This is a genomic window from Rhizorhapis suberifaciens, from assembly GCF_014200045.1.
GTDB lineage: Bacteria > Pseudomonadota > Alphaproteobacteria > Sphingomonadales > Sphingomonadaceae > Rhizorhapis > Rhizorhapis suberifaciens.
In genome coordinates this window covers 127,878-143,212 of record NZ_JACHOV010000010.1, presented here as the reverse complement: position 1 = coordinate 143,212, position 15,335 = coordinate 127,878, and the positions used below count along the sequence as shown (strand labels likewise).

Here is a 15,335-nt window from a genome sequence, read left to right as displayed (position 1 = left end):
GGTTTTCAGAGCTTTTGGGCACGGTACATTAATTCGGGGCGCATCCGCGTCAGGCAAAGAAAAACCCCGCCGAAGCAGGGTTGGGATGACTACCTAGTTCCGCCAGTGATCTAATTGATCAAGTTTGTATTTCTTCTTGCGCGATCGATCCCAAGTGATCCCTCTACGAATAATATCCGCAGGCACGCCAGCAATCAGCACCCCCTCTTCATCGAACCGGCGTGAAACAAAACTCATGGCACCCACAATGCTATCTGATGGAACGAATGCGCCCTTGTTAATAAGGGCCCCAACGCCAATCCAGACATGATCACCGATAGACACCGACTGCGCACCGTTCAACCGCTCACCCGTTTGGCGATCAATGACGCTGTGCGCATCGGTTGTTCGCACTTCGACTTGGCGGGAAAACATGCACCATTTACCGATGGTAACATTGCAGTTCTCTTGGCAAAGAATATAACAATCCCTAGAGGTTGAATGGTCGCCTATATGAACCGTTTGACCATTTCCTTTAACGACAATTTGACCCTTCCACTGGCATTGTTTGCCAATAGTAATCTTATTATTATCGCCTCGAATGAGAATGTTGCCGTTGAATTTGGCCCCCTCTCCAATATCGATAATATTTCCAGAGCCGCGTGCAATTTGAATGCTGACCGACGCGGGAATTGTGGAGAACTCACCTCTTATAAGCTTGTTGCCATCACCTAACTGGATGTCCGAAGCCAGATTAACTTTGCGCCTGAGTAAACGTAACATGCAGGATTCATGATAGCCAAATCCTAGCACGTCAATGGGCGGATCAGGTGGATGCAACAAATGAACCAGAGAAATATAGGTTTGTAGTGGCGGAAAGATCAGCCACACCAACGGCCACGTTGTCCTGATCCATGCGCTGAAACCGGATGATGGACGAGTTCTCCAAATGATAGCCGCCAACAACGAAGTCGTTCGTGAAGTTGGCGCGAAGTCCGACCTGAATCCCCCCCCTGTATGCCGCGCCATTGGATATAGCTACAGGAATCCCCGAACACTGGAAATTACCAGTCATGCCGCCAATGGCGGTAAATACGAGCTGGATTGAGTAATCGAAACGGCGACCAATTTTAGTGTACTGCCCGACAAATGTACCGGTTGGAGAGCCTGCCACAGTGGACCCGTGAGGGATTGGAGTAAACGAACCCTCCGAATAAAATCCATTCGTGCTGTCAACGCTCCGGGCCAGTTCATACCAGTTCGAGCCCATCTTCATTAAAACGATGTGGCTTGCCGCCGCGCCTGCCGTGAACAGCGTAAAGTCCCGTCCATTGGCAAGAACAAGATTATCAGTGCCGTGCTTGAATGTGACATCGAGAGACGATGTGGTACTTTCACACCTGATGATCTGGCCTTCAAAGCCTCCCGATATAGTGTCTAGCTGATCGGTTCCAGCGCCGCCCTCAGTGGTGACGCTAAGCTTAGGCTCAAAATCAGTATCATAAACAGTGAACACGCCGCTTGCGACCGCCACCCCTCGGATGGATTCCATCGCCAATGTGAAAAGATCAGCGCGGCCAAAACGGACTTGAGTATAGTCGAAACCAATATACTCCTTGAACCAGACGAAGCCGGTCCCGCCATCCATATAAACCGTTCCGTCAGGCTTTGTCACAGTGGTTTGATAGCCGGATGCGTTCACAGCGTCGGTCGCGACAACGAGTGGCGCACCGAAGGCCCCCGCTGTGGTTAGTGCGTCGGTGACGGGCGCGATCTTGAATGCCTGCGTATCAAGGCTTCGGTCGCAATAACCGAGCAGGAGATACCAGCGCCCGTTGTGGCTGAACTTATCTAGTGAAGGGGCAACGCCGTCGCTGGTGGTAGGTTGGCCAACAAGCGACCAAGTCGCGCCAGCATCTACCGTCTTGAACAGGTTAAGGCCAGAACCGCGAGCCACAGCAAACCAAACGTCAGCCGTTATCGCCACCATTTCCGCTTCATTGTATCCGCCAACCGCAGACGTAATCGGCGTACTGGCAGCCCATGTCAGGCCGTCATCTTCCGAAATCCAGAGCGGAACCTCGTAAGTGGGGGTTGACGAAATCTGCCAATATGGTGTCCACGCAAGGCGGTGGCTGCTACCGTCAGCAGCCGGGATAACCTTGATCCGCCCATAGGCTCGCGCAAAGGTGAAATTGACCGTCTTGAGCAACAGCGGGGCAGACCATGTGGCACCGTTGTCATCGCTGTAGATGCGCTGCATATTGATACCAGCGGCCAGTGGCGACGGAACCTGATCATAAATAACGACCAGCCGCCCCGTTGGCGTGGCGCACATCGACATACCGCCCTGATCGTAGCCAGAGGTCGGCGCGACCAATTCAATTTCTGCGCTCCAGTTCTGCCCGCCATCATCCGAATAAGTGTACCAGACGGTTGCGCCATCGGTGTTCGCATGTTCGGGGGCCTTGCGATAGATGAGGTGTAGACGGCCATCCATGCCCTCGACGATCTGGCCAAAGTGCCGGTGGAACGTGTCCGAACTACCATCCTGGACGACAATATAGGTTGAATCGCTGCTGAAGTCTGTGGTGAAGGATTTGTGAGACGCCTCCATGCGCCAACCATCAAGAAGCGTCTGAGCCGGCCGCCCGTCCGCAGTGCCTATAGCCCCTGCACCTTCGTCCGATAGCAGGAGGTCATTGGCCTCCCCAAGTTGCTCAAATGCCTCCTTGACGGTGCTATTATCAGTAATGCTGGGAGTGGTGAATGAGCCTAAATCAACGTCCGGAACTAGCTGGTTAATGGCTTGACTCACCCTAAGCGGCGACATGATCTTTGTATTCTCAGCGCCCACCTCTGCTTCCTCCTGACTGGCAAGCGCGCGGGCGGAGTCCATTACTTGGATCGGCGTAGCTTTCTGAACTAATGTGCCATCATCCACAATAATGGCCGCAGCAGGATTTACGGACAACGCGGCGGGGAGTTCATCCGGGCGAATGGCGACCATCAGAGCGTAGCCTTGATTATTTGGTTGAATATTATCGTGGGCTGGACGTTGTTGTGTGCGCCGCCGCCGCCTTGATCAGGGATCGTGTGATTGTGGGATACACTGCCGATGGAGCCACCCGTGCCAATCCGCGAGCCCGCGCCGCCTGTTTGGGCTTGGCCCAGCTCTCGGATACCTGTGACGGTAGGGTTTGAAGTGCCTGTTACACCCCCATGGTCATGAGATGGTATTTGAGCAACCGTTAGCGTGTGCGTCTCAGCGCCGCCTGTGGCTCCTAGATTATCGCCGTTCACGCCGCCTGTTTGGCCGGTCAGTCGATTGGCGGAGGTGCCGCCCATATTGTCCTTGCCCGCCTTTGCGCGGCCCCGAACATCGGGCACATTAAATGTCGTTACACCGTCGCCAGAGCCATATTCCGTACCAATCGCCGCGAACAAATCTGCGTAATCGGCGCGGTTAATGGCTTGGCCGTAGCAAAGTAGGAAAGTGTCAGGAGCCACAGAACCTGCAAAGGCCAGCACAACTCCGATTGGCACACCCGCCTGCGCCACCGTCGCTGCATCCGTAGGCTGTGTTCCGTCCGCCATTCCGGTGATGCGAAAGCCGCCCATAGCAAGGCTTGTGCGCATGCCGCCAAGCCCATCCCGGTTCAGTGAGCCGGTGACAGCCGAAGCAATGTCCTGCATCGCCGGATTGTGCTGAGATACAAGGATAGTGTCGCCGGAACTGACTAAGGTTCCGGGCGGGAGGGAATATGATCCGTTGGAATCGCGGGGCAACTGTCGCTTTCCTCACTTTGGGGAAAGCGCGTGAAGTCGGTCAGCCGCGCTGGAATGTCAGGACATTAGCATAAGCCCAAGGGGGTAGCAATATTGAGTATGGTGAAGACAGTTGCGCCAAGGCAATAAGATCGGTACGATTACGCCATGCTGAATCAGCCTTATCTTTTGGTCCTATCGCTCCTTTGCGTCATCATCCTTGGCGGCTTCTTCCTATACCATCTCATCAATGAAAAGTTGGACATGTTGAAATATGACATGGACGATATGACCCGCGACTTGCACAAATTGAAAGTCGGCGAGCGGGATTAGCGCTCCTGCGTATATGGTGCGGTGCTGGCTGAAAGCTGAGCGATGATCTGCCGCGTAACGTCGCTATCGATCACAGTTGGGACATTCAAGGCCCCGCCATTCCGCGCTAACATCTCGGCTATTTGCGAATTCCGTTGGACCGCTCGATCCGCAATGGCACGTCCGGCCAAACCGGCCCCACCTATGCCGCCGCTTAACAGAGCGCCAGTGACGGGATCGCCGCCAGCCAAAAATGCCGCGCCCGGGGCTCCGGAAAGGAACATGCCGCCTGTTGTTCTGGGGGCGAACCGCCCAACCCATTCGGCAGCTTTTGTGGCAGGGGTGCCGCGAGAAACATTCTGAATGGCCTGTACAACAGCGGGATTGAAGCGCTCTTCACCCTTGATGATATCCCGGTCTAGCTTGCGGAACTCAGTTTTGAGGGCGTTCGAGGCCCCTGACTGTGAATATTGCGCCGACCTAGGGTCAGCTAAGTCGATCGACTTTCCTATTTGCTCCGCGCTGAGATATTTGCTCGCAGTTTTCCGTGCGCTAGCAAGTTCGGGGGCAAGCGGGATGGTTTCCTCATCGAACGCCTGGAGCATGAGCTTCGCAATACGACGCTCTTTACCCTCTGTCGCGCCCACCGCGTCGGCCAAAGTGTCGCGTACAACCTGAATATCTTTCGGCGTTATATCCCGACCGGAATAATCATCCAGCAGTCGCATAGCCTCGGCTGCGCGGGGGTAATCACCGGAAACGCGCCCTGTCGGCGTCACCAATGCATTGTTTCGCGCAATGTCCTGAACGCGGCCAGCCAAGCTCCCTGTTACGTTTGGCCCAGCGACTATTCCCCTGGATTCCGCATCTTGATAAAGGTCCGTAGCCTGCTGCCGTAGGTCCGCCCTAGATGGCACCGCCGCTTCAGCCGCACGGCGCGCATTTCTGGTGGCGGCACCAAAAAGCCCAGCGCCAGCCAATCCAGAACCGACTATCTCACCGCCCATTTCGGCTATAGGATTGTCAGGAAATACTTGGTTGGCCGTTGCCGCCCCGGCGCCGCCACCCCCTGCGACAAGCAGACCTGCAATTGACCGAGGAATGGTTGTAGCCGTGCCCGCAATGGGGATCGCTGAGCCGCCAACAGATTCACCAACGCGGCGGATGAACTGCTTGCCCGCGTCGTCTGTCTCGGGTGCAATCGTCCCTGCGTCCGTCAATATATTCTGCCACCACCCGCTACCAAGCACGGGTTCGGTAATCTGCCCCAGGTCAGTGTTCGCTAAGGCATTAATACCTTGAGGCACGAGGTTGAGCGCGGATGTGACAAGATCAACCGGCGCGCCAAGTGTATTGGCGATACCCTCATTAACGCCTGACAGCCCTTGGCTGACATAGGACTCCGTATATGGCTGCGATCCTCGAACGGCTGTGGACGCCGGGGAAAATTGGCCGCCTGTTTGGCGCGCGCTTACAATTTCCTCTGCATTTTCCAGAGAAGGAAGCCCCGCTGTCGTGGCAAAAGTGCGCAACTGATCTGCTGTTGCGCTTGGGTTAGCCGCCATGAAGGCATCATAGAGGCGCTGCTGGTCAACAGAGAGTGGGTTTCCTCCCTCGGCAGGAGGCTCTCCAAACAAATTGGACTGGGTTAGAGCATCGTCAATCAACCCAGATGCTGCACCCGCTTTAATCCGCGCGGCCTCCATCATCGTCTGAAGGCGGCGTGTCTTATCCTTCACCGTTCCCGGCTCATCTCCCGGCTGTGGGAAATATGATTTCCGGTAGGAGTCGATTTGTTCAGTCGTATAGGCCGCGCCAGTGCCAAGGGTGAGTGCAGCATCCAGGATATCGCGCTGCGCGTTTATAGTCCTCTGCCGGGCTTCATCTGTGGCATAGTTCCCCAGGAGGGTGCCGCCGATAGCCGCATCTTGCAGAGTTGGTGAACCAGCATTGCCGATGGCTGCGAGATCGCGCAAACCGCCAGCAACACGGGTGGCTAGGAACCCTGCTGTTCGTTCTGCCTCTGTGGTTTCGATCCCACCACGCGCTTCAGCTGCTTGGCGCTCGCGTACCGCTTTTTCATCGAGCCTACTCTCAGCGCGGTTCGCCCTTTCAGTTTCCGCAGCGGCCCGCGCTGCCGCTTCCTCAGCCCTGCGTTCAGCTGCCTCGGCCCGACTTTCAGAGGAATCCTTACGCTCTTCCTCGCGCGCCTTGTAAGGATCGCGGACAAGCCGCCCTTGCCGGGAAGCAGGAGCCTGTGTGGAAGGAATGCTGTCAAACCAGTCCTGAGCCATTATTGCTTGACCTTGATACGGCCATCAGGGGCCATGATCCGTGTGCCAGCGGGGAGCGCTGCGGCTTCCTCAGGCGAGTTCACCATTACCGGCGTCCCATGCTTCTGCTGCCATTGCAGGAACCCCGGCGCGCCCATGGACTGGATGAGTTGAGACGCACCGCCGAAATCCGCGAAGCCGCCTTGCGTGGGAGGTGTGGGGGCTTGCGCCCCCGGAACCCCAGATGTCGGATCACCTCCTCCCATAGCTGCGCTGAGGCCAGAGCGCGGCCCCACATATGTCCCGCCCGGCAATGGCGCGATGATTTCAGGATCGGTGCGGGAGCGGATAAGGCCCGTTGCGTCGTCACCCATGCCCATACCTTGCAGCCATTCGTAATTCTGCTGCAATTCCGTTGGCTGCTTGGGCTTCGGGTTCGCTCGTTCCCACATCTGCATCGCGAGCTTTTGAACTACAGGGTCCGAACTGCTTATACCGGAATTGATTGCGGGATTGACGCCGCCACCAGCCTGTGGAGAAAGCAACGCCGCAATCGACGCCTCACGTTCGCCCGCAAGCCGATCAGAGGCTTTGTTTGCCTCGCGCTCCCTCAATCCACCTGAAAGCCCCTGGGCAACGCGGGCGAGCCCCTGCGTCCAGTGCTGGACCGGTGAATAGTCGGCTCCTGCTGCCTGCATCTGGGCCGCAAGCTCACGTTCGCGGGCGATGTCATCCATCGTCATGCGTTGCCCGCCGCCGCCCCAAGTGAACGGCTCAGGCTGTTGAGGCTGCTGCTGCATCAGCATGTCAGACACGCCGTAGGGAAGGAGTCCGGCCATAGGCATCAGTGCACCACCCTTGCGTAATCGACCGCCTTTATTCCGTTGATCTCTGTCACCGCATCAGGGTTCATTTGCTCAACATCCTGGGCCATCACGCCGATATGCATCGGGCCGCCCCAGATATATCGATAGCTGAACACTGGAAGTCCATTATCGAGCGTGCCGACGCGGCTTATATCAGTTTTGACGCGCCGATCTGACATAACTGCCGTATTACCCGCAAGTGAGCCTGCGAGACCAAACAGACCGCCAAGCATGCCGCCCTGGTTCTGCAATTTCGCCTGATATTGCTGGTTAACCAGCCCAGTGTAGTCAACCCCCGCCACACCAGCTTGGGGCGCCCCAGGTGATGCACTTCCAGGGTTCTGCAATTGCGACCCTGACATAAGCGCTGTGATTTCGTTGATAGGCTGGTTGCGCGACGTAAGCGCTTCACTGAACGCCTGGCCTCTACCGGTCAACGCGAGCTGGTTCATTTGGTCGGTATTACCCTGCGTCATGCGCGTCATTTCGCGGTCATAGGCCGCCGTGCCGGGTCTAATACCTGAATTGATCAGCCGGGATTCCAGCGCTTGCCGGCCTTGCTCCTGCTGGGGGAGAATGCGAGACGAGGCAAGGTCATAAGCCCAATCGCCTGCGTCCTGATTATCGAACTGGAATGGCTCGTTCAGATAATCCCGCAACATGCCGGACTGCTCATTGGCGATCCCTGCAAGGTTGGTCTGGGCCGCCTGAGACTGATCGAATATGGCCTGCTGTTCAGGAGTGTAGCTGGTCGTTTGGGTGAATTTGGGGATAGACACCCATTTTCCATTACTGTCCATGAAGCCGGTTGTTCCGGTCTGATCGTAATTGACTGAACCCCAAGGATTAACCTGGTCGGTCATGTTGACCAACTGCTGTGTAATCGCCGTGTCTTTGTTCATTTCGCCCTGTGCTTGGGCGGTAGCTACGGGATCTGGGGCCTTAGGCGTTTTCACATCATGCTTCCGTTTTATCATGGAAGCGCGTGAAGGTCTTCAGCCGCACTCGGTCGCGGCAACTCTAGCAAATCTGTATTCTTTCCGCAATATGCCTACTACGGTGCCATCGCGGCCAGCGCCAAATTGATTTCTAAGAACACCCTCGACTTGGCCGCCCAATCTACAAGCCAGTTTTATCACATCTTCTTGTTCAGTGGTTGCTGTCATTCTTTCGCATCCAAGCTGATCGAACACATAAGTTCCGACAGCCTTGAGAAAATCACGGGTCCACCCTTTGCCTGCAACACTAACGTGGATTGAAACGCCCTCGAATACATTGAAGATCGCGCCCGCGATGATTTCCCCATCCTTCTCGATACCTAAGGCTGTGTAAGGCGGGCACAGGCCGAAGTTCAGTTTTTCGGAGACAAAGCGGGCAACACGATCATCAGCGACAATCATCTAAGTCACCAGTTCCGCAGTCGTATACAGCATTTCCATGTCGATCAGTTCAGCATCAAGAGGCGCGACACTTCCGCTCGTAACCTGATAGCAAAGGCTCAAGCTATAGCCGACACCGCCGATCGATCTCCACGCTTGGCTGATAACAGTGGGCGACGGAGAGCCCCAAGTGCTTTGCCCCCATATGCCAGCATCCCAGACATTGGGCGACGATAGAGCAGTTGCGTTCGGAGCTGATGGCGCATTCCGATTAAAATCCACCATCATATTTATGCTGTCATTCAGGGACGCGCTGGCAAGCCCGCGCGCACGCGCCATCTTCCCGATCTTGGCTGACCCCACGCTGCCTAAGTCCTCAAACAGGGGCATAACGATACCGGTGTATGTGTCGCCATCATCATTCCCGGCGACGTTCGCCGTATAAACCCGGCCTTCTGGTGAACCAAAATACAGTCGCCCTCGGAAGACCTCCATTGCCAAGGCATGCCATCCTGTGAAGCGTGCCCAGGCCCCGGTATCCGTGTTCGATATGAACAACACCGGGGATGTTGATCCTATTAAGTCAGGCGGGGACACAACGGCCATTTTTGCTTCCGGCCATATCTCGCAAATCCAGTTGCTGTCCCCCCGATCAGTTAGGGCCGTACTCCACGCATCGGAAATCTTATACGAGACGCTCGCCACATTCAGCGCTGTCACGTCGAGCGAAATAGCCTTGGATAGCGGAACAAGCCCAACGCTCGTCGCAATCGCCAAATCGCCGCCGCCGCGAATGAACGCGCGGTTGCCTAATGGCTTGCCAATCCGATAAATGCCAGCCTGATTCCAAGTCGATGCCTCTTGAGGGTCGGCGCCCTGATAGACAGCCACCTCTCCAAGGGAGGAAACGAAAATGCATTGCGCGGATAACCCCTCGGCTCCACCGGCATCCAATGACCATGACGCACCAAAGAGCAATGAGCCACCAATGGTGAACACGCCACCGAGCGGGAAAACGTCAGTCGCGCCGCCCACTGCATCCAGCGCAGTCATGAACCATGCATTCATGCTGTCCTTCTGGGCGAACCAGAGGCGATTTTTGTAGACCCAGACAAAGGACATGTCAGCACTGGTCAAACCCGCGCCGAACGTCGCGCCGGGTATCGTGAGCGCCTCAACCCCAACGGCGTCCGCGCTGCCCCCATCACCATCAGTCAGGGTCTCGTTGTCCTGGAATGGGCCACCTACAATGTCATAAATCAACAGATAGCCCGTTCCAGAGCCTTGATCGACGACGCGCCAGACCGTGGCCGTGGCTCCAGACGTTCCGCCTGTTACCGTGTCGCCTTCAGTGAACGAAACCGTCTCCGCATCATAATTAAGACGCGACACGCCACCCTGGACATAAGGGTAGAAATCCTCGCCATCGAATATAAAGCCGGTGTCAACGCCATTGACACCGATCAAATAGACACCGCCAGTCGTGGCGAATTGCGTAACGATCCAGTCACCGCCATTGAATCCACCCATGACATCAAGGCCACTGGTGGATGACCAGCCAAAGAAATCGCCTGTCTCGGTTTCTATCGTATCCCCATCCTCAGTCACAATCTCTGCGCCAAATGGGAATGGCACTGTGGTCAGGTCGTAAATCTTGGATTCATTGGCGGCGAAAAGTCGCTCATTTAGGCCGTTGCGGTAGGAAAACAGAGCTGTGACCGGAAGAGTTTCGTCTTCCAATGTCGCGTAACGCTGCTTGCCCCGGCGAAGAACAACGCTTGTTGCCTTGGGATAGAAATTATCGAGGATTTCAGCGCCAGGGCCGTCGAGTGATTTAGGATCGGAAAGCGCCCGGTTGGCTATCCAGCCAGCGATAGGCGCAATCCATTTCTTCGACTGCGATGTTCTGGGCTTAGGGCGCGTGGCGCGGCGCGCATACATCAGGCCGGACCCAATGCCCGAGGCCACGCCGCGCGCGTGCCGGGAAAATATCGCCGCGCATTGCTGCGCTGAATGCGGCTCCCACCATCCTTCGCCGCATATTCATCAAGCGCTTTGATAAAGGCTTCCTGATCTCCGGAGGCATCCAACTTCTTGTTTTCCCTCCAGCGCCATACCAGCGCGAGGATCAGTAGGCGTTCAGGCAATAGAAAACTGTCTGTGTCAGCCGTAAACGCGGCCTTGGGTTGATCGGCATCATCCAGCGCCCAATTCTTGGTGATATAGGGGAATGTCGCGGTTGCGCCTGTGGCCGGTGCCGGAGAAAACTGCATCTCCCCACCATAGATGATCCACCCGCCAGGCTGCGCTATGAACCCGCGTGCCTGGTCGAACAGAAACTGGTTGATGTTGGGATAGCGGAAATAGCCCCATGCCCAGCTTTCCAGATCCTGCACATCAGAGTCCTGGAGCATTCGATCATAATCGGTTGGGAGCGGAAAACTGTCTACCGTGCCATTGCCGTTCAATGTGTGCGTGCGGCCCAAGTCTTGCCAGTCGCGGTATTTCGCCACATCCTCCGCCACCTCATTGATGAGGTCGCATATTTCCGCCTCGTACTGACCAGACGCGCCAAAAAACGTGCCGGGCTTGCGCCCTATCAGCTTGATTGAAGCGGATTGCATGGCGGCGAGAATGGCCACAACTGGGCTCCTTTAAGCTGCCAAGAGTTCCTCAAGTGAGGATACCAGCGTTGCTCGGCTTGGGTTTCCGCGAGGACGAGTCCCTGTAATCTTGGCGATTTCGCCCTTCAGCTCGTCTTCGCTCATGTCGGCAAAGGCATCATCAGCGGCCTTCACAACCGCTTCGATCTCTTCCGGCTTCATGTCTTGGACGGGAGGAAGCGTAGAAACCGCCTGCGCCGCCTTCAGCTTCTCAATCTCCGCCTTCAGTGCTTCGATCTCGCTCAATGCGTTGGTGGCCGTCATGCGGCTTGCCATGAAGGCGCGGGCCGCATCCTTGAGCTTGTTGGCGTTCATGCCAAGGGACTTGAGTTGCTGTCCTTCAAGGTGATGAAGCGCCTCAATGCTGTAAATGCGGAGAGCCTTGCAAAGAGAAACCTGCTCAGGGGTAACTCCATGGGGGCGGAGCATTTCCAGCGGCGTGCCCATAGCTTCCTGAGGACTACCCTCCTTGAAGGCGCGGAATTGGTCCGCCCAGCGCTGCGCATAGGTGATAACCTGATTGCCTTCGCGGCGGTACATGGCATCGACGGGGAAGGTCGGAGAATAGTTCTTGGAGCCAGCAAACCGGACCTCAACAACCTCCTTGGTTTCCAAAACGAGATGGCCTGCTGCCTCTGACTTCGGCACATTCTCCAGCTCGATATACTTGAAAACAGGGGTGATGGTGATTTCACGGGGGTCGATTTCTACAACGCGGGTCATGTGCTTGCTCCGGAGGGATAAGGGAAAGGAAAGGGCGGGACCGTTAAGCCCCGCCCATCAGTCATCAGGGCGCGGTGCCCTTGGCCGCCCAGAAGCGATCCCCGGCCAGAATGTCCGTGCCGTAGACCGTGGTGGGAGGCGCATACCAGCCACCCGCGCCAGTAGCAGCGGTCACATTGTCCTCGCCGGTAACAGTGATGGATACCTGCGTGCCAGGAGCCGCGGCATCGGCAATCGTGCCGGATGCTTCGACCCACATACGCAGACGTCCGTCATCGCCAAAGCAGGTATCGCCAAGTTGAGGGCTACCGACCTGACCAGCGCCAGCCGCGCCACGGCCAGGGCCTTCATACCAAACATCGTCAGCGGTCACGACCTGTTCGATGTTCGGTCCAAGGCTGGGATTGGTGCGAAATACCATGTTCCTTACTCCTTAAGCCGTAATGATGCGGTACGAAAATAACGGGTTTTCCAACACAAGCTGGCCGCTCCAGACGATACCTTGGGCCACAGCGTCCTGATTGATCGGGCGCATGCCGTTGCCGGGGTGGAACGGTACGAACTGCTGTCCCGGAAACTCCCAGATAGACAGGCCGTCCGTATCGATGCCAAACACCGTGCTTGCAGGCATGACGTTGCCGATACCGCCCGCTGCGAGGATATCCACCGGCCCTGCTGGCGTGATATAGGACAGTCCGGAGAACCCGAGCTTGCCCAGACGTTCGGAAACAATGCGTTGATGGGCCACAAATGAGGCGTCGATAGCCTCATAAGACAGCGCATCGGCAATCAGCAGATCCGCATACCGACCGTTCCGCGAGCGGGCCAGCGCAATGCGATTGATGATCTGGCGAACGGTTGTGCTGTCCCAGGTGGTGAAACCGGAGACATCGCCTGCGGGAATGTCGAACGTGCTTGTCCGCCAATTAGTGACGGTGCCACGGTCAATACCGCCGTAAATGCCGGTGTTCGGGAGAATGGGAACGGCGCCCCCAAGGCCGATCATCTGACGTCCGCCATCCGCCGTGCCATCGCCAACAAGAGCTGTTTCCCAGCTTTCCTTGACCGACTTTTCAGCGGAATCGATGTAGAATTCCATCAGGTCGATAACTTCTTCTTCACCCTGATTGTACATCAGTTCCGTGCCGTTCAGCGAGAACATGCCGACGACGCGGGACCAGTTGAACACAGCGGAATTCAGCAGTTCCTTGGGCGTGATCTCCAGCTTGTCATAGCCGGTGAACCACTGAGCCGACAGCTTATCGAACTCTACCGGGATGCGAAGCTCCGGGCCGCCCGCACGCTTGACCTTAATCCGGCCACGATCCCGAAGGATGGCGGTCAGAGGTGTCGCGTTATAGACAATATCCTGAACCATGCGCGAGCGGCGCGCCACCGAGGCAGTGAGAATCTGCCCGTAATTGCGATCTGGATTGATAGGCATTCATGAAACTCCCCGTGGGACAGCTCTAAGACCGCTTCACTCGTTTCAGCTCGTCTTGCAGCAAGTCGCGGATTGAACCTCCGCGTTCGGGTTCCATGTCTGGTGATACAGCTCCCGGCGCGGACTTGATGGATTTGCTGCCGCTGAGGCTATCGTCAGCGCGGCGGGGATTGGCAGGGCCTTCGTCGGCGGGCTGGTCAACATGCGAAGGCGGATTGATCCGCACAGCCATATCATAAGCAGCCTCAAGCCGATCTAATGGGCTCAAGCTAGGCGATATCTTACCCGATTGCAGGAAAAACGCAATATCGTCCTGCAACTCGTCGTAACGCGGGTGGTCGACCTTGAACGGTTCGATGATCTGCGCGGCGACCTGCTGCTCCTGCATCTGCGCCAGTTGCTGCTCAAGCTGCTGAACACGCGGGTCAGTCTGGGGTTGTTGTGGCTGCTGCTGCCCTTGAGCCACCATCTGCTGATAACCTTGCGGCCCCTGCTGGACGATGTATTGGGCCACTTCAAACAGAGATACCGGCTGTCCATCAGCTTTACGCGGTCCTACCTCCATGAGGATCTTGTTCAGGCCGGCGATGGGGTTTTTCTGAAGCTCGGTTTCGATCTCATGCACCTTCATGAGGCTTTCGCGCAGCTCGCGGCCATTGCTCTTGGCTAGTTCGTCGAAGTCCCTGATCGTCTCATAGCGCTGGTTGGCCACCTGATAGCGCTGCTCTTTTTCCTCGAATTCCCGCGTCATGTTCTCGATGTCACGCCTGACCGGACGTGGCACATTGCGCCACACATCCTTGCTGTCCGGAAGGAAGTTCTTGGGTGGCTCTGGATGCTTTACGGGCTCGCCAGGCTTGGCTTCATCGGCGGTAGCCTTCTGGGCTTCCTCACCCTGCTTTGGCGTGAATTTCCCGGTTTCATCACGCGCCTTCGGATCATCCTTATCAGCCGGCTTCTCATCGGGTTTAACCTCCGGTTTCTTGGCCGCCTCTGTGTCGGTCTTTTCCTCCGTCGCGCCTTCGTCCTTCTTGGGCTCTTCGACAGCCTTGGCGTCCTCCTTAACCACCGCAGAGATGGTATCACGTAGGCTCGGTTCCTTCGCCTCTGTCTCAAGCGTGCGGGGTGCGCCGCCGCCACTGGCCTCAGTGCCCAGCTGGGTATCCAGCATGGTCGAAGAGGTTTCCGGCGTCATTGTTTCCGAAGCAAAATCGCTCATGGTTCGATACTCGTTGGTGTGGGAGGGACGCGCCCGTATTTCACGTCCTGGATGGCGGCCTTGATGTCGTCACGCCGCTGCTGGCGGTCGATCTTCTGCTCAACATGTGGCAGGCTTTCATTGCCAAGCTCGATATACCGCTCGCCTTGAGGATTGCCGTCCGGTCGCAGGGTGCGACGATAGGAGGCCATGCTGTCATGCATCCGGCCATCCATGCCAAAACACGGATCAATGCTGTCACGTCGGATCATGGGACATGGGAAGTCCGAACGTGCCGGAACCTCAGGTGGAGTTGTCTTGCGAAGGCATTTGCGCCCATCATCAAAAACAAACCACACCTCGTCCGCCCGGAACAATGATGGCTCTATGCGGACGAGGTTAGCCATGGTTACTCAGCCTGCATCAAGCCAGCAGCGACCAATGCGGCGGCGATGTCGGCGGCCACCTCGGAATAGACGGCGGGGGCGGCAACGGCCGTCACCAGATCGGACGCGGCCAACGCAGACAGTTCGGTTTCCACTGCAACAAGCGCTGCGATTTCGGTTCCATCTGCGAGCTTCGACGTTGCAATGGCAGCATCAGCAGCAATATCAGCGTCCTCAATCGAGCCAGGCTCAACCGGTAGATTGTCATCAATCTGTGCAGCGACTTCCTTCGCCAGTTCCGGCACCATTGCCAGGGCAATCAGTCTTTGTGCATTAGCAGCCAT

General features: G+C 56.7%; 16 protein-coding genes. 1 reads left to right on the top strand and 15 read right to left on the bottom strand.

Annotated elements, in window-relative coordinates:
* Positions 1-93 precede the first annotated feature (93 nt).
* From HNQ99_RS13230 to HNQ99_RS13220, 3 genes are read right to left on the bottom strand one after another with little or no spacing between them, the layout of a single operon-like run.
* On the bottom strand, positions 94-762 hold the full coding sequence (locus HNQ99_RS13230; protein WP_184476414.1) for an acyltransferase: 669 nt from the start codon (positions 760-762) through the stop codon (positions 94-96).
* Between the two features lie 43 nt (positions 763-805).
* A complete protein-coding gene (locus HNQ99_RS13225; protein ID WP_184476412.1) occupies positions 806-2,989 on the bottom strand; it encodes a sialidase family protein in 2,184 nt (727 codons plus the stop codon).
* A complete protein-coding gene (locus HNQ99_RS13220; RefSeq protein ID WP_184476410.1) occupies positions 2,989-3,768 on the bottom strand; it encodes a phage tail protein in 780 nt (259 codons plus the stop codon). The genes HNQ99_RS13225 and HNQ99_RS13220 overlap by 1 nt, the downstream gene beginning before the upstream one ends.
* A 147-nt stretch (positions 3,769-3,915) precedes the next feature.
* On the opposite strand from HNQ99_RS13220, the gene HNQ99_RS13215 reads away from it, so the two are divergent.
* Positions 3,916-4,080 carry a hypothetical protein gene (locus HNQ99_RS13215; RefSeq protein ID WP_184476408.1) on the top strand — a complete coding sequence of 55 codons (165 nt, stop codon included), beginning with the start codon at positions 3,916-3,918 and terminating at the stop codon, positions 4,078-4,080.
* Here HNQ99_RS13215 and HNQ99_RS13210 read toward each other — a convergent pair.
* The 12 genes from HNQ99_RS13210 to HNQ99_RS13155 all read right to left on the bottom strand — a co-directional run bounded on the left by HNQ99_RS13210 (position 4,077) and on the right by HNQ99_RS13155 (position 15,335).
* A complete protein-coding gene (locus HNQ99_RS13210) occupies positions 4,077-6,353 on the bottom strand; it encodes a hypothetical protein (protein ID WP_184476406.1) in 2,277 nt (758 codons plus the stop codon). The genes HNQ99_RS13215 and HNQ99_RS13210 overlap by 4 nt on opposite strands.
* On the bottom strand, positions 6,353-7,177 hold the full coding sequence (locus HNQ99_RS13205) for a hypothetical protein (protein WP_184476404.1): 825 nt from the start codon (positions 7,175-7,177) through the stop codon (positions 6,353-6,355). The genes HNQ99_RS13210 and HNQ99_RS13205 overlap by 1 nt, the downstream gene beginning before the upstream one ends.
* Positions 7,177-8,100: a tail fiber domain-containing protein gene (locus tag HNQ99_RS13200; RefSeq protein WP_221232694.1), complete on the bottom strand. Its 924-nt coding sequence runs from the start codon at positions 8,098-8,100 to the stop codon at positions 7,177-7,179. Before HNQ99_RS13200 ends, HNQ99_RS13205 begins: the two co-directional genes overlap by 1 nt.
* 93 nt (positions 8,101-8,193) lie before the next feature.
* Positions 8,194-8,598 carry a GNAT family N-acetyltransferase gene (locus HNQ99_RS13195; protein ID WP_221232693.1) on the bottom strand — a complete coding sequence of 135 codons (405 nt, stop codon included), beginning with the start codon at positions 8,596-8,598 and terminating at the stop codon, positions 8,194-8,196.
* Positions 8,599-10,518, bottom strand: a complete 1,920-nt coding sequence (locus HNQ99_RS13190) for a hypothetical protein (RefSeq protein ID WP_184476400.1) — start codon at positions 10,516-10,518, stop codon at positions 8,599-8,601.
* On the bottom strand, positions 10,518-11,219 hold the full coding sequence (locus tag HNQ99_RS13185; protein WP_184476397.1) for a phage adaptor protein: 702 nt from the start codon (positions 11,217-11,219) through the stop codon (positions 10,518-10,520). The genes HNQ99_RS13190 and HNQ99_RS13185 overlap by 1 nt, the downstream gene beginning before the upstream one ends.
* 12 nt (positions 11,220-11,231) lie before the next feature.
* Positions 11,232-11,963, bottom strand: a complete 732-nt coding sequence (locus HNQ99_RS13180) for a hypothetical protein (RefSeq protein ID WP_184476394.1) — start codon at positions 11,961-11,963, stop codon at positions 11,232-11,234.
* Between the two features lie 64 nt (positions 11,964-12,027).
* Positions 12,028-12,384, bottom strand: a complete 357-nt coding sequence (locus HNQ99_RS13175; protein WP_184476391.1) for a hypothetical protein — start codon at positions 12,382-12,384, stop codon at positions 12,028-12,030.
* A 12-nt stretch (positions 12,385-12,396) separates the two neighbouring features.
* The gene (locus HNQ99_RS13170; RefSeq protein ID WP_184476388.1) at positions 12,397-13,407 is read right to left on the bottom strand and encodes a phage major capsid protein; all 1,011 of its coding nucleotides are present in this window, start codon (positions 13,405-13,407) and stop codon (positions 12,397-12,399) included.
* Positions 13,408-13,432: 25 nt separating this feature from the next.
* Positions 13,433-14,626: a hypothetical protein gene (locus HNQ99_RS13165; RefSeq protein WP_184476385.1), complete on the bottom strand. Its 1,194-nt coding sequence runs from the start codon at positions 14,624-14,626 to the stop codon at positions 13,433-13,435.
* The gene (locus HNQ99_RS13160; protein ID WP_184476382.1) at positions 14,623-15,012 is read right to left on the bottom strand and encodes a hypothetical protein; all 390 of its coding nucleotides are present in this window, start codon (positions 15,010-15,012) and stop codon (positions 14,623-14,625) included. The genes HNQ99_RS13165 and HNQ99_RS13160 overlap by 4 nt, the downstream gene beginning before the upstream one ends.
* A gap of 2 nt (positions 15,013-15,014) precedes the next feature.
* Positions 15,015-15,335 carry a hypothetical protein gene (locus HNQ99_RS13155; protein ID WP_184476379.1) on the bottom strand — a complete coding sequence of 107 codons (321 nt, stop codon included), beginning with the start codon at positions 15,333-15,335 and terminating at the stop codon, positions 15,015-15,017.

Coding starts and splice junctions, on each gene's coding strand:
- HNQ99_RS13225 (WP_184476412.1), bottom strand. CDS start 2,989: ATGGTCGCCATTCGCCCGGATGAACTCCCCGCCGCGTTGTCCGTAAAT.
- HNQ99_RS13190 (WP_184476400.1), bottom strand. CDS start 10,518: ATGTATGCGCGCCGCGCCACGCGCCCTAAGCCCAGAACATCGCAGTCG.
- HNQ99_RS13205 (WP_184476404.1), bottom strand. CDS start 7,177: ATGCCTATGGCCGGACTCCTTCCCTACGGCGTGTCTGACATGCTGATG.
- HNQ99_RS13200 (WP_221232694.1), bottom strand. CDS start 8,100: ATGAACAAAGACACGGCGATTACACAGCAGTTGGTCAACATGACCGAC.
- HNQ99_RS13210 (WP_184476406.1), bottom strand. CDS start 6,353: ATGGCTCAGGACTGGTTTGACAGCATTCCTTCCACACAGGCTCCTGCT.
- HNQ99_RS13155 (WP_184476379.1), bottom strand. CDS start 15,335: ATGGCTGCTAATGCACAAAGACTGATTGCCCTGGCAATGGTGCCGGAA.
- HNQ99_RS13170 (WP_184476388.1), bottom strand. CDS start 13,407: ATGCCTATCAATCCAGATCGCAATTACGGGCAGATTCTCACTGCCTCG.
- HNQ99_RS13165 (WP_184476385.1), bottom strand. CDS start 14,626: ATGAGCGATTTTGCTTCGGAAACAATGACGCCGGAAACCTCTTCGACC.
- HNQ99_RS13215 (WP_184476408.1), top strand. CDS start 3,916: ATGCTGAATCAGCCTTATCTTTTGGTCCTATCGCTCCTTTGCGTCATC.
- HNQ99_RS13180 (WP_184476394.1), bottom strand. CDS start 11,963: ATGACCCGCGTTGTAGAAATCGACCCCCGTGAAATCACCATCACCCCT.
- HNQ99_RS13175 (WP_184476391.1), bottom strand. CDS start 12,384: ATGGTATTTCGCACCAATCCCAGCCTTGGACCGAACATCGAACAGGTC.
- HNQ99_RS13160 (WP_184476382.1), bottom strand. CDS start 15,012: ATGGCTAACCTCGTCCGCATAGAGCCATCATTGTTCCGGGCGGACGAG.
- HNQ99_RS13230 (WP_184476414.1), bottom strand. CDS start 762: ATGTTACGTTTACTCAGGCGCAAAGTTAATCTGGCTTCGGACATCCAG.
- HNQ99_RS13195 (WP_221232693.1), bottom strand. CDS start 8,598: ATGATTGTCGCTGATGATCGTGTTGCCCGCTTTGTCTCCGAAAAACTG.